This is a genomic window from Amycolatopsis sp. VC5-11 (assembly GCF_037034185.1).
Taxonomy (GTDB): domain Bacteria; phylum Actinomycetota; class Actinomycetes; order Mycobacteriales; family Pseudonocardiaceae; genus Amycolatopsis; species Amycolatopsis nivea.
Map to the genome: position 1 here is coordinate 158,530 of NZ_JBAGKF010000016.1, position 12,614 is coordinate 171,143.

At 68.0% G+C, this 12,614-nt stretch carries 11 protein-coding genes; 6 read left to right on the plus strand and 5 right to left on the minus strand.

All coding sequences use genetic code 11. The features are described from left to right. Window positions 1-101: 101 nt before the first annotated feature. The 4 genes from WA670_RS34995 to sdhC are packed head-to-tail and all read right to left on the minus strand — an operon-like array spanning window position 102 to window position 3,535. Window positions 102-875, minus strand: a complete 774-nt coding sequence (locus WA670_RS34995) for a succinate dehydrogenase iron-sulfur subunit (RefSeq protein WP_037816151.1) — start codon at window positions 873-875, stop codon at window positions 102-104. Next, the gene (sdhA, locus tag WA670_RS35000; RefSeq protein WP_037816150.1) at window positions 875-2,629 is read right to left on the minus strand and encodes a succinate dehydrogenase flavoprotein subunit; all 1,755 of its coding nucleotides are present in this window, start codon (window positions 2,627-2,629) and stop codon (window positions 875-877) included. Before sdhA ends, WA670_RS34995 begins: the two co-directional genes overlap by 1 nt. Window positions 2,630-2,664: 35 nt before the next feature. Then, complete coding sequence (locus WA670_RS35005; protein ID WP_037816149.1) at window positions 2,665-3,081, minus strand: succinate dehydrogenase hydrophobic membrane anchor subunit; 417 nt, start codon at window positions 3,079-3,081, stop codon at window positions 2,665-2,667. A 4-nt stretch (window positions 3,082-3,085) separates the two neighbouring features. After that, window positions 3,086-3,535, minus strand: coding sequence for a succinate dehydrogenase, cytochrome b556 subunit (sdhC, locus tag WA670_RS35010; RefSeq protein WP_078870582.1), 450 nt, complete (start codon window positions 3,533-3,535; stop codon window positions 3,086-3,088). Between the two features lie 553 nt (window positions 3,536-4,088). On the opposite strand from sdhC, the gene WA670_RS35015 reads away from it, so the two are divergent. From WA670_RS35015 to WA670_RS35040, 6 genes are all read left to right on the plus strand, one after another. Then, entirely contained in the window at window positions 4,089-5,231 is a 1,143-nt protein-coding gene (locus WA670_RS35015) for a BMP family lipoprotein (RefSeq protein ID WP_037816147.1), read from the plus strand. An 80-nt stretch (window positions 5,232-5,311) separates the two neighbouring features. Beyond that, window positions 5,312-6,877, plus strand: a complete 1,566-nt coding sequence (locus WA670_RS35020) for an ABC transporter ATP-binding protein (protein ID WP_037816145.1) — start codon at window positions 5,312-5,314, stop codon at window positions 6,875-6,877. Further along, window positions 6,874-7,971 carry an ABC transporter permease gene (locus WA670_RS35025; protein ID WP_037816144.1) on the plus strand — a complete coding sequence of 366 codons (1,098 nt, stop codon included), beginning with the start codon at window positions 6,874-6,876 and terminating at the stop codon, window positions 7,969-7,971. Before WA670_RS35020 ends, WA670_RS35025 begins: the two co-directional genes overlap by 4 nt. 47 nt (window positions 7,972-8,018) lie before the next feature. Next, a complete protein-coding gene (locus WA670_RS35030; RefSeq protein ID WP_336160549.1) occupies window positions 8,019-9,251 on the plus strand; it encodes an ABC transporter permease in 1,233 nt (410 codons plus the stop codon). Continuing rightward, window positions 9,251-9,640 (plus strand): cytidine deaminase, encoded by a 390-nt coding sequence (locus WA670_RS35035; RefSeq protein ID WP_336160511.1) that lies wholly within the window; start codon window positions 9,251-9,253, stop codon window positions 9,638-9,640. Before WA670_RS35030 ends, WA670_RS35035 begins: the two co-directional genes overlap by 1 nt. Then, window positions 9,637-10,911: a thymidine phosphorylase gene (locus WA670_RS35040; protein WP_336160513.1), complete on the plus strand. Its 1,275-nt coding sequence runs from the start codon at window positions 9,637-9,639 to the stop codon at window positions 10,909-10,911. Before WA670_RS35035 ends, WA670_RS35040 begins: the two co-directional genes overlap by 4 nt. A gap of 582 nt (window positions 10,912-11,493) precedes the next feature. On the opposite strand, the gene WA670_RS35045 is transcribed toward WA670_RS35040, so the two are convergent. Then, complete coding sequence (locus WA670_RS35045; protein ID WP_037816138.1) at window positions 11,494-12,585, minus strand: PA containing protein; 1,092 nt, start codon at window positions 12,583-12,585, stop codon at window positions 11,494-11,496. Window positions 12,586-12,614 lie beyond the last annotated feature (29 nt).

Consider the following 12,614-nt stretch of genomic DNA (forward strand, 5'->3'; position numbering starts at 1 on the left):
TGGGGATGACCCAATGACTTGTGGATAAGCCGCCAAAAGCCGTGAAGGGCTCCTTGAGGGAATCTAATTCCCTCAAGGAGCCCTTCACGGACCGCTGAAAGTCAGACGCGCTTGAAGAGGAGGGCGCGTTTTACTTCCTGGATCGCCTTCGTCACCTGGATGCCGCGCGGGCAGGCGTCGGTGCAGTTGAACGTCGTGCGGCAGCGCCACACGCCTTCACCGTCGTTCAGGATGTCCAGCCGTTCCTCGGCGCCCTCGTCGCGGGAGTCGAAGATGAAGCGGTGGGCGTTGACGATCGCCGCCGGGCCGAAGTACGAGCCGTCGTTCCAGTAGACCGGGCAGGACGACGTGCAGCAGGCGCACAGGATGCACTTGGTGGTGTCGTCGAACCGGTTGCGGTCGGCCTGGGACTGGATTCGCTCGCGGGTCGGCTCGTTGCCGTAGGTGATCAGGTACGGCTTGATCGCCCGGTACGCCTCGAAGAACGGGTCCATGTCGACGTAGAGGTCCTTCAACGTCGTCAGGCCCTTGATCGGGGCGATGGTGATCTCGGTCTTCTTGCCGTTCTTCTCGAGCAGGTCCTTCAGCAGCACCTTGCAGGCCAGCCGGTTGATCCCGTTGATCTGCATCGCGTCCGAACCGCACACGCCGTGCGCGCACGAGCGGCGGAAGGAGAACGTGCCGTCGATGTAGTCCTTGACGTAGAACAGCAGGTTCAGCACGCGGTCGGTCGGCTGCGCCGGGACGTCGTAGGACTCCCAGTGCGGCTCCTGGTCGACCTCCGGGTTGAACCGCAGGATCTTCAGCGTGACCTGGATCGGCGTGTGCTCGTCGGACGCCTTGGAGGAAGGCGCTTCAGGGGTGGCCGTCGTCATCAGTACTTCCGCTCCATCGGTTCGTAGCGGGTGAAGGTGACCGGCTTGTAGTCGAGCCGGATGTCGGACGACAGCCCCTCGCCCTGCTTGTAGGCCATGGTGTGCCGCATGAAGTTCGTGTCGTCGCGGTTCGGGTAGTCCTCGCGGGCGTGCCCGCCGCGGGACTCCTTGCGCGCGATCGCGCCGACGACCAGCACCTCGGCCAGCTCCAGCAGGAAGCCCAGCTCGACGGCCTCGAGCAGGTCGGTGTTGTACCGCTTGCCCTTGTCCGCCACGGTGATCCGCTGGTAGCGCTCCTTGAGCGCCTGGATGTCGGTCAGCGCCTGCTTCAGCGTGTCCTCGGTGCGGTACACCGACGCGTGCGAGTCCATCGTCTGCTGCATTTCCTTGCGGATGTCGGCGACGCGCTCGTCGCCGTGCTCCGACAGCAGCAGCTCCAGCTGCTCCTCGACCAGGGTGGTCGGGTTCTCCGGCAGCTCGACGTGGTCGTGCGCCAGCGCGTACTCCGCGGCGGCGATGCCCGCGCGGCGGCCGAACACGTTGATGTCCAGCAGCGAGTTCGTGCCGAGGCGGTTCGAACCGTGCACCGACACGCAGGCGACCTCGCCCGCGGCGTACAGGCCCGGGATGACGTGCTCGTTGTCGCGCAGCGCCTCGCCGTGGATGTTCGTCGGGATGCCGCCCATGACGTAGTGGCACGTCGGGAACACCGGCACCGGCTCCTTGACCGGGTCGACGCCCAGGTAGGTGCGGGAGAACTCGGTGATGTCCGGCAGCTTGGTCTCGAGGACCTCGACCGGCAGGTGGGTCACGTCGAGGACGACGTAGTCCTTGTTCGGCCCGCAGCCGCGGCCCTGCAGCACCTCCTGGACCATCGACCGGGCGACGATGTCGCGCGGCGCGAGGTCCTTGATGGTGGGGGCGTAGCGCTCCATGAACCGCTCGCCGTCGGCGTTGCGGAGGATGCCGCCCTCGCCGCGCACCGCCTCGGAGATCAGGATGCCGAGTCCGGCGAGGCCGGTCGGGTGGAACTGGAAGAACTCCATGTCCTCCAGCGGAAGGCCCTTGCGGAAGATGATGCCGAGGCCGTCGCCGGTGAGGGTGTGCGCGTTCGAGGTGGTCTTGAAGATCTTGCCCGCGCCGCCGGTGGCGAACACGATCGACTTCGCCTGGAACACGTGCAGTTCGCCGGTGGCCAGCTCGTAGGCGACCACGCCGGTGGCGATCGGGTTGCCGTCCTCGCCCTCGGACAGGACCAGGTCGAGCACGTAGAACTCGTTGAAGAACTCGGTGCCGTGCTTGACGCAGTTTTGGTACAGCGTCTGGAGAATCATGTGCCCGGTGCGGTCCGCGGCGTAGCAGGCGCGGCGCACCGCGGCCTTGCCGTGGTCGCGGGTGTGCCCGCCGAACCGGCGCTGGTCGATCTTGCCCTCGGGCGTCCGGTTGAACGGAAGGCCCATCTTCTCCAGGTCGAGGACGGCGTCGATGGCCTCTTTCGCCATGATCTCCGCGGCGTCCTGGTCGACCAGGTAGTCACCGCCCTTGACGGTGTCGAAGGTGTGCCATTCCCAGTTGTCCTCTTCGACGTTCGCCAGCGCGGCGCACATGCCGCCCTGGGCCGCGCCGGTGTGGGACCGGGTCGGGTACAGCTTGGTGAGGACCGCGGTGCGGGCGCGCTGACCGGATTCGATGGCCGCGCGCATGCCGGCGCCGCCCGCGCCGACGATCACCACGTCGTACTTGTGGAACTGCATAGGGAAAGACTCCGCTAGCTAGTGGTGGGTGCGCCTCAGGAGGCAGGCATCTCGGGGTCGAACGTGAAGATCACCATCGTGCCGACGGCCAGGATGAGCACCATCGAGACGTAGAGCAGGATCTTCAGCCAGAACCGGGTGGAGTCCTTGCGCGCGTAGTCGTCGATGATCGTGCGCAGCCCGTTCCCGCCGTGGATCTCGGCGAGCCACAGCATCGCCAGGTCCCAGAACTGCCAGAACGGCGAGGCCCAGCGGCCGGCGACGAAGCCCCAGTTGATGCGGTGCACGCCGCCGTCGAGGATGTTCATGATGAACAGGTGGCCCAGCACCAGGATGATCAGCGCGAGTCCGGAGATGCGCATGAACAGCCAGCTGTAGAGCTCGAAGTTGCTGCGCCGGGCGGACGGCCGCCGCGGCGAGCGCGGCTTGTCGAGGATCAGAGCGTCGGCCATGGGATCAGGCACCCCCGAAAAGCGTCTCGACGGTGCGCTTCAGCATGAAGAACGCACCCGGAACCATCACGACCACCCACACGACGCCGATGACCCAGAGCATCGTCTTCTGGTACTTCGGGCCCTTGGCCCAGAAGTCGACCAGCAGGACGCGCAGCCCGTTGAGCGCGTGGAACAGCACCGCGCCGACAAGGCCGACCTCGAGCAGGTTCACGATCGGCGTCTTGTACGTCTCGATGACCTGGTCGTAGGTGTTCGGCGACACGCGCACGAGCGCGGTGTCGAGCACGTGCACGAACAGGAAGAAAAAGGTCAGCACGCCGGTGATGCGGTGAAGCACCCAGGACCACATGCCGGGGTCGCCCCGGTAGAAGGTTCCCTGCCGGCGTGAGGCACCCGCCCGATCGCTAGCTCCTGCCCCGCTTTCGGTGGCAGTGCTCGCCGTGGTGGACATCGGTGAACGGCCTCCAACGTCATGACTGTCGTGCCCGGGTGACCGGTGAGGTCCGCACCCGCGGCCGGGGTCGGTCCACTGGGGACAACTCCGGCGACGGTGCCGAGATCAGGGGCCATCGAGCGTGGATGCATGGATGCTAGACCCGACCCATACGCGCGGCTCACCTCCGGGTTCCTCTCTGTGACAGACCAGACACCGGTGACCACGGCAGACCACTCGGACGTGTGGTCTGGAGCACGTCTGAGCTGCCGCGAAGGACGCCTTCCGGGACCGGGATTCCCTCGCGGAGTCCTTCCCGGACGGTTCCCGGGCGAAAGCGAGGCCACGGTGCGTGATCGCGGCGGACGGGGCGGGGGCTCTTGATCACGGTCGGCGCCGGATTGGTCGCGGATCGACCCTCCGAGTAAACGTTTGTGTTACGTAGCGTGCCGTTCCTATGGCGGTTACCCGGCGGTTGGGTACGGTCTGCCAGTTGAGCCCGGCGACCGTGACCGGGCCGTTCCTGGATCGTCCGCTGGATCAGCGGGGAGGGAGACACACGTTGCGTCGCATGCGTGGAACCGCGCTGGCCGCCGCGACCATGGCTGGGGTGCTTGCACTGGCCGGGTGCGCGAAGGACACCGGGGGAAGCAACAACAACGCGTCCGGTTCGGACGGCAACGCGGGCTCGAACTGCATCACCGCCCCGAAGCCGCCCGCCGCGCCTGCCGCCGCCACGAGCAGCAGCGCCGCCTCGGGCAAGGTCGACGGCAGCAAGCTCAAGGTCGGCCTGGCCTTCGACGTCGGCGGTCGCGGTGACGCTTCCTTCAACGACGCGGCCGCCGCGGGCACCGACCGGGCGAAGTCCGAACTGGGCGTCCCGACCGTCAACGAGAGCACCGCCAGCGCGAGCGAAAGCGAAGCCGCCAAGCAGCAGCGCCTCGAGCAGATGGCGCAGCAGGGCCTGAACCCGATCGTCGCGGTCGGTTTCGCCTACGCGCAGTCGGTCAAGGCCGTCGCCACGAAGTACCCGAACACGAAGTTCGCGATCGTCGACGACGACTCGATCAACTTGCCGAACGTCACGCCGCTGGTCTTCGCCGAGGAGCAGGGCTCGTTCCTGGCCGGCGTCGCCGCCGCGTACAAGAGCAAGAAGTGCCACGTCGGCTTCGTCGGCGGCGTGAACACCCCGCTGATCCAGAAGTTCGAGGCGGGCTTCCTGCAGGGCGCGAAGGCCGTTTCGAGCAAGATCAAGATCGAGGACGAGTACCTGACGCCCGCCGGCGACTTCTCCGGTTTCCAGGACCCGCCGAAGGGCAACGCGAAGGCCGCCGCCGAGATCTCCCGCGGCGCGGACGTCGTTTACCACGCCGCCGGCGCCTCCGGTAAGGGCGTGTTCGACGCGGCGAAGCAGAACAACGCGCTGGCCATCGGCGTCGACTCCGACCAGTACAACCAGAAGACGGTCGCCGCCGACAAGGACATCATCATCACCTCGATGATCAAGCGTGTCGACGTCGCGGTCTTCGAGTACCTGCAGGCCGTCGCGAAGGGCGACCTGAGCACGGTGCCGAAGCGCTTCGACCTGAAGTCCGACGGGGTCGGCTACTCGACCTCCGGCGGCAAGGTCGACGACATCAAGGACGTGCTGGACGGGTACAAGGCCCAGATCGTCTCCGGCGCCATCAAGGTTTCGGACAAGCCGGCCAAGTAACGCTCACGACGCGGCAGGGCTCGGAAGGATCTTCCTTCCGGGCCCTCACGCGTTTCCGACAGAACGGGATGTCCCCTCCGATGACCGAGATCGAGGCCGAAGCCGTCCCCGACCGGGGCGTGCCGGCCGTCCAGCTGACCGGGATCACCAAGCGGTTCCCCGGCGTCGTCGCGAACTCCGACGTCAACCTCACCGTCGCGGCGGGCGAGGTGCACGCGCTGTGCGGCGAGAACGGCGCGGGCAAGTCGACCCTGATGAAGATCCTGTACGGGATGCAGCAGCCCGACGAGGGCAGCATCGCCATCAACGGCGCCGAGGTGAGACTGCGCAACCCGCAGGACGCCATCCGCGCCGGGATCGGCATGGTGCACCAGCACTTCATGCTCGCCGACAACCTGACCGTCGCGGAAAACGTGTTCCTGGGCGCGGAGGCGCTGCACGGCATCGGCCGCGCGGCGCGGACGCGCTTGGCGGAACTGTCGAAGCGGACCGGGCTGCACGCGAAGCCCGACGCGCTGCTGGAGGAACTCGGCGTCGCCGACCGCCAGCGCGTCGAGATCGTCAAAGTCCTTTACCGCGGCGCGAAAATCATCATCCTCGACGAGCCGACCGCCGTGCTCGTGCCGCAGGAAGTGGACGCGCTGTTCACGACCGTCCGCGAGATGCAGGCCGACGGCTACACGTTCCTCTTCATCTCGCACAAGCTCGACGAGGTGCGCGCGATCGCCGACACGGTCACCGTGATCCGGCGCGGCACCACGGTCGGCACCGCGGATCCGAAGAAGATCACCAGCCGCGAGCTGGCCGAGATGATGGTCGGTTCGGAGCTGCCGAGCCCGGAGACGCGCGAGTCGACGGTGACCGACCGCGAGGTCCTGCAGGTGCGCGAACTGCGGCTGTCCGCCGAAGGTTCCGAGCGCAACGTGCTGGACCACATCTCCTTCACCGTGCACGCGGGCGAGGTGCTCGGCATCGCGGGCGTCGAGGGCAACGGCCAGACCGAACTGGTCGAGACGATCATGGGGATGCGCAAGGCGAGCGGCGGCCACATCGAGCTGACGCCGCCCGACGGCGAGACGCACGACCTGGTCAAGCTGGGCACGCTGGCGCGGCGCGAGGCGGGCATCGGCTACATCGCCGAAGACCGCACGCGGCACAGCCTGCTGCTCACGCAACCGTTGTGGGTCAACCGGATTCTCGGCTACCAGACGCGGGAACCGGTGTCCGGCGGGCAACTGCTCAACATCGCAGGCGCGCGCGAGGACACCGAACGGATCGTGCGCGAGTACGACGTCCGCACGCCCGGCATCGACGTTCCGGCCGCCGCGCTGTCCGGCGGCAACCAGCAGAAGCTGATCGTCGGGCGCGAGCTGTCCGGCAACCCGGTGCTGCTGATCGCTTCGCACCCGACGCGCGGCGTCGACGTCGGTGCGCAGGCGCTGATCTGGGAGCAGATCCGCCAGGCGCGTGCCGACGGCCTCGCCGTGCTGCTGATTTCCGCGGACCTCGACGAGCTGATCGGGCTGTCCGACACCATTCGCGTGATGCTGCGCGGGCGGCTCGTGAGCGAGGCGAACCCGGCCACCGTCACCCCGCAGGAACTCGGTTCCGCCATGACCGGCGCCGAAGAAGGTGAAGACTCATGAGTTCGTGGCGCACGCGGCTGCTGCCGCCTCTGCTCGCGATCGCGTTCGCGGTGATCCTGTCCGCGATCGCGCTCGTCATCTCCGGCGCCGACCCGTTGCAGGCGTACGGGACGATGATCGGCCAGCTGTTCAAGGGCTCCACCGCGGTCGACACGGTGAACCTCGCGACGGTGTACTACCTGTCCGGCCTCGCCGTGGCGATCGGGTTCCAGATGAACCTGTTCAACATCGGCGTCGAGGGCCAGTACCGGTTCGCCGCGGTGGTCGCCGCGATCATCGGCGGGGCGCTGCAGCTGCCGCCGGTCATCCACACCATCGTGATCCTGCTGGTGGCCGTGGTTTCCGGCGCGCTGTACGCGACGATCCCGGCGGTGCTCAAGGTGACCCGCGGCGTCAGCGAGGTCATCTCGACGATCATGCTGAACTCGATCGTCGCGGGCATCATCGCGTTCCTGATCAACGCCGACCAGTTCGGCGTGCAGACCGGCAACAACATCGGGACCAGGGTGATCGCGCCGTCCGGCCGGATCCCGGGCATCCCGCTCGGGTCGGGCACGCTGTTCGGGTTCGTGTTCATCGCGATCGTGATCGGCGGCGCGTACTGGTTCATGCTGAACCGCACCCGGTTCGGCTTCGAGCTGAAGGCGAGCGGCGAGTCCGCGACGGCCGCGGCAGCCGGTGGAGTGAGCGCGAAGAAGATGACGCTCATCGCGATGCTGCTGTCGGGCGCGGTGGCCGGTCTGGTCGCCATGCCGGAACTGCTCGGCCGCGACTACAGCTACGGCATCACCGCGACCCAGATGTACGGCTTCACCGGCATCGCGGTCGCGCTGCTCGGCCGCAACCACCCCGGCGGCATCGCGTTCGGCGCGCTGCTGTGGGCGTTCCTGGACACCTCCGCGGTGTCGCTGGAGCAGATCAACGTGTCCAAGGAGATCGCGACGATCATGCAGGGCATCATCGTGCTCTCGGTCGTCGTGGCGTACGAGATCGTGCGCCGGGCCGACCTCGCCGCGGAACAGCGCAGGGTGGGCAGGGCGCTCGCCGGCAACGGCCGCAAGGGCGCCTCGGTCGCGGAAGGCGGTGCGGTGTGACCACCACGACGGAGTTCTCCCGGCCAGGTCCGGAATCCGGAACGCCGATGCCGGTCAAGCGCAAGCGGCCGCGGATCCCCGGCTGGCTGCGCGGCGTGATCTGGGCCGTGGTCGCGATCGCGGTGATGTCGACCGCGTCGTACGCCACCGGCGTTTCGGCGCTGACGTCCAGCAACACCGCGTCGACCGCACTGCGGCTGGCGTTGCCGATCCTGCTGTGTGCGCTGGGCGGGCTGTGGGCCGAGCGCGTGGGCGTGATCAACATCGGCCTCGAAGGCATGATGATCCTCGGCACCTGGGGCGCGGCCTGGGGCGCGTATTACGGCGGCGCGTGGGTCGGCCTGCTGGCCGCGATCGCGTTCGGCGCACTGGGCGGGCTGCTGCACGCGGTGGCGACGGTGACGTTCAACGTCAACCACATCGTTTCCGGTGTCGCGATCAACCTGCTCGGGCTCGGGGTCGCGAAGTATCTGGCGAACCTGATTTTCGAGCCGCTGTCGGGAAACCCGCGCCAGTCGCCGCCGGTGCCGAAGTTCGACACCTACTCGGCGGCCGGATTGTCGGACTGGCTGGGCTCGCTGGAGAACCAGCAACGCGTCGGGTTGTCTGATGTCGCGGGCATTCTGCGCGGACTGGTGACCGGTGTCGCGCCGCTGACCATGCTCGCGATCGTGCTGATTCCGGTGAGCTACTGGATTCTCTGGCGCACGCGGTTCGGCCTGCGGCTGCGTTCATGCGGCGAGAACCCGGTCGCGGCGGAGTCGCTCGGCGTGAACGTGTACCGCTACAAGTACGTCGGTGTGCTGATCTCCGGTGGTTTCGCGGGCATGGGCGGTGCTTCCCTGGTGCTGCTCAAGGGCGGCGCGGACTACCTGGAGAACCAGACCAACGGCCGCGGTTACATCGGCCTGGCCGCGATGATCTTCGGCAACTGGCGGCCGGGCGGTCTGCTCGGCGGTGCCGCGCTGTTCGGGTACTCCGACGGTCTGCAGCTCGCCGGCGGCGGCGACGCGGTGCTGGCGTTGCTGTACGGCGCGGTGATTCTGCTGGCGATCATCGTGATCGTGCAGCTGATCCGGAAGCGCTGGCTCGCGGCCGCGCTCGGCGTCGTCGGCGCTGGGATTCTGTACGCGATCTACTGGACCAACGACACGCTGCCGAGCGACTTGATCCCGTACACCGCGCACTTCGTGACGCTGATCGTGCTAGCTGTTGCGTCGCAACGACTTCGGCCGCCCAAGGCGGACGGCGCGCAGTATCGACGAGGTGAGGGCGACTGATGTCCGAAGTGGACTGGGAGGCTTTGCGCGCGGCGGCGGTTTCGGCTGCTTCGCACGCTTACGCGCCTTATTCGGGACTGCACGTCGGCGTCGCGGCCATTGTGGACGATGGTCGGCAGGTGACCGGTTGCAACGTCGAAAACGCTTCGTACGGCTTGGGTTTGTGCGCTGAGTGCACAATGGCCGGACAATTGCGACTGTCCGGCGGTGGCCGTTTGGTCGCGGTCGCTTGCCGCAGCGGCGAAGGTGAATTGCTGATGCCTTGTGGACGGTGCCGCCAGATTCTGTTCGAGCTCGGCGGATCCTCTTGTCTGGTCGACACTCCGCGCGGGGTGCTGCCGATGTCGGAGGTGCTGCCGGACGCGTTCGGGCCGGAGGACCTGCCGTGACTTTCACCGCGGTAGACGTCATCGGGACCAAGCGCGACGGCGGACGGCTGAGCGACGAGCAGATCGACTGGGTCGTCGACGCCTACACCCGCGGAGCGGTCGCGGAAGAGCAGATGGCCGCGCTGGCCATGGCGATTTTCTTGCGTGGCATGGACGACGGCGAGATCGCGCGCTGGACCGGCGCGATGATCGACTCGGGTTCGCGGCTGTCGCTGGACGTCGCGCGCCCGACCGTAGACAAGCACTCGACCGGCGGGGTCGGCGACAAGATCACCTTGCCGCTGGCTCCGCTGGTCGCCGCGTGCGGTGCCGCGGTGCCGCAGCTGTCCGGTCGCGGGCTCGGGCACACCGGCGGGACGCTGGACAAACTGGAGTCGATTCCCGGCTGGCGGGCGGCGTTGTCCCTGGACGAGATCGCGGCGCAGCTGAACTCGGTCGGCGCGGTGGTCTGCGCGGCGACCGAGGGCTTGGCTCCGGCGGACAAGAAGCTGTACGCGCTGCGGGATGTCACGTCGACGGTCGAGTCGGTGCCGTTGATCGCCAGCTCGATCATGAGCAAGAAGATCGCCGAGGGCGCTTCGGGGATTGTGCTGGACGTGAAGGCTGGGTCCGGCGCGTTCATGAAGACGGTGCCGGAGGCGCAGCTGCTGGCGCGGACGCTCGTGGACATCGGCACTGCGCACGGGATGGCTTGCACGGCGTTGATCACCGACATGAGCACGCCGCTCGGCCGGGCGGTCGGCAATGCGGTCGAGGTCGCCGAGGCGGTCGAGGTCCTGCGCGGCGGCGGTCCGGCTGACGTGGTCTCGCTGACGGTGGCGCTGGCTCGGGAAATGCTTGCTTTGGCGGGGATTTCCGTGGATCCGGCTGAGGTGCTGGCGTCCGGGGAGGCTTACGAGGTGTGGGCTCGGATGATCACCGCCCAGGGCGGGGATCCTTCGGCTGCCTTGCCGCGGCCTTCTACGGTGCACGTCGTCCCGGCACCTGCTTCGGGGGTGCTGACTTCGCTGGACGCCTACGCCGTGGGTGTCGCGGCTTGGCGGCTTGGGGCTGGCCGGGCGCGAAAGGAAGACCCGGTGCAGGCCGCGGCGGGGATCTTGTGCCACGCGAAGCCGGGTGACCAGGTGGTGGAGGGGGAGCCGTTGCTGGAACTGCACACGGACACTCCGGACGCGATCCCGGCGGCCCTGGCCGCGCTGGAAGGCGGGTTCGCGGTGGGAGCGGAGGCTCCTGCTGCGCGGGGGATCGTGCTGGAGACGGTTCGGCCCTGAGTGTTTGCTTTCTCGTGGTTCCTGATCAACGGGCTGCGGTCGCCGGGCGTGGCGCATCGATCGCCCGCAGAGGGTGCCTGACCGGCAATCCCGGCGTGCTCGTCGGTCTGGATCTAGGGACGGGCGAGCAGCACGCGGTTGTCTTGGACTCGGACGGGAAGCGGCTGCATGCCGGGCCGCTGCCCAACAGCGAACCGGAGCTATGGACGCTGTCGCGCACGGACCGCATCAGTAGCCCTAAACGCCGGGATTGCCGAGACTCACGCTCCCCGCAAGGGCGCGGACACAGTCTGCCGCGCCGGGCGACAGCCTGAAAGATCGTGCTCCTGCAAAGTAAACAGGTCGCCGCCGAGACTCGATGAGCACCCTTTGCCGCGCTCATCTGCCTTGCCCGACGGCGCTGCGACCTCTACGCCATGCTCCGCAACGGCGCCCACTGCCAGCACTCGGAACCAGGTCCAGCCACTGCGGCTTGACAGCCGTACAGCGACATCCTCTAGAGGGCGGGCTCGGTCGCGGCTAATGACACTGAAACGACGAAGCCCCGTCCAGAACTCTGGACGGGGCTTCGGTCACTCAAGCTCAGTCAGTCGACTCGTCCGAGTCGCCGCCTGCCTTCGCCTTCGCGTCGGCGGCCTTGGGCGACCGGCCGTTGCGCGAGCTGCGGCGCGGCTGGCGTGGGGCGGGCGGCGGCGGGGCGATCTGCTGCACCGCCGGTCCGCCGCCCAGCATCAGTTCCGCGAAGGTCGCCATCGCTTCGTCCAGCTGGCCGCCGATGCGGCGTACCGATTCGTCGTTGCTGCGGCGCACCAGCGAGTCGACCGCGTCGGTGTCCGGCTGCTTCGACAGCGTGCCTTCGACCTTCGACAGGCCGCTGCGGACCGAGCCGTCCAGGTCGCCGATGCGGCCGGTGACGTCGTCCTCGACCTTGTCGATGCGGCTGGACAGGTCGTCGAGACGCTGGGTGATCGTTTCGAGCTTCGTGCCCACCGAGTCGAGGCGCGCGGCCGGGTCGATCATCTCGCCGGTGTCGGAGACCGCGCTCTTCAGCGCGTCGGTCGCGGCGCCGATGCGTTCCTTCGTCGCGCGGTCCAGTTCGTCGACGCGCGAGCGCAGTTCCTGGTCCGTGGTCTCGATCCGCTCGCGCAGCGACGTCTCGGCCATCTCGATCCGGTCGCGGATCGGGCCCTGCGTGGCCTGCGGCAGCGACTCCAGCTTGGCGTCCTGCTTGTCCAGGTGCCCGCCCAGCTCGTCGAGCCTGCGGTGGATGTTCTGCAGCTTGTCCTCGAGCCCGTCCATCCGGCCCGCGACGCCCTCGAACCGCGCCGCCACGCCGTCGAGGCGGCCGTCGAGCTGGGCGAAGGGCTTCGCCAGCTTGTCGACGATGCTCTCCACCGCGTGCGTGAGCGCGGCGATCGCGTTGTCCTGCGACTCCAGCCGCGTCATCGCCTCGTCGAGGCGCTCCGCCAGCACCCCGACCTCGGTCCGGTCCGGCAGTTCCGACAGCCGCTTGCGCACCGCGCCGAGGGAGTCCACCGGGGCGAGCCGGGCGTAGATGTCGTCGAGCGCGTCGAAGATCTGCTGCTGCTCGCTCTCACGAACCTCGGCCGCGCGCACCAGCATGTTGCGCATCCGGTCGAACGACGGAGCGGCAATGTGGTTGTCAGTGGTCACTGCGGTGTCCTTCGTCGGCGGGGAAAAAT

Coding starts and splice junctions, on each gene's coding strand:
- WA670_RS34995 (WP_037816151.1), bottom strand. CDS start 875: ATGACGACGGCCACCCCTGAAGCGCCTTCCTCCAAGGCGTCCGACGAG.
- sdhA (WP_037816150.1), bottom strand. CDS start 2,629: ATGCAGTTCCACAAGTACGACGTGGTGATCGTCGGCGCGGGCGGCGCC.
- WA670_RS35005 (WP_037816149.1), bottom strand. CDS start 3,081: ATGGCCGACGCTCTGATCCTCGACAAGCCGCGCTCGCCGCGGCGGCCG.
- sdhC (WP_078870582.1), bottom strand. CDS start 3,535: ATGTCCACCACGGCGAGCACTGCCACCGAAAGCGGGGCAGGAGCTAGC.
- WA670_RS35015 (WP_037816147.1), top strand. CDS start 4,089: ATGCGTGGAACCGCGCTGGCCGCCGCGACCATGGCTGGGGTGCTTGCA.
- WA670_RS35020 (WP_037816145.1), top strand. CDS start 5,312: ATGACCGAGATCGAGGCCGAAGCCGTCCCCGACCGGGGCGTGCCGGCC.
- WA670_RS35025 (WP_037816144.1), top strand. CDS start 6,874: ATGAGTTCGTGGCGCACGCGGCTGCTGCCGCCTCTGCTCGCGATCGCG.
- WA670_RS35030 (WP_336160549.1), top strand. CDS start 8,019: ATGCCGGTCAAGCGCAAGCGGCCGCGGATCCCCGGCTGGCTGCGCGGC.
- WA670_RS35035 (WP_336160511.1), top strand. CDS start 9,251: ATGTCCGAAGTGGACTGGGAGGCTTTGCGCGCGGCGGCGGTTTCGGCT.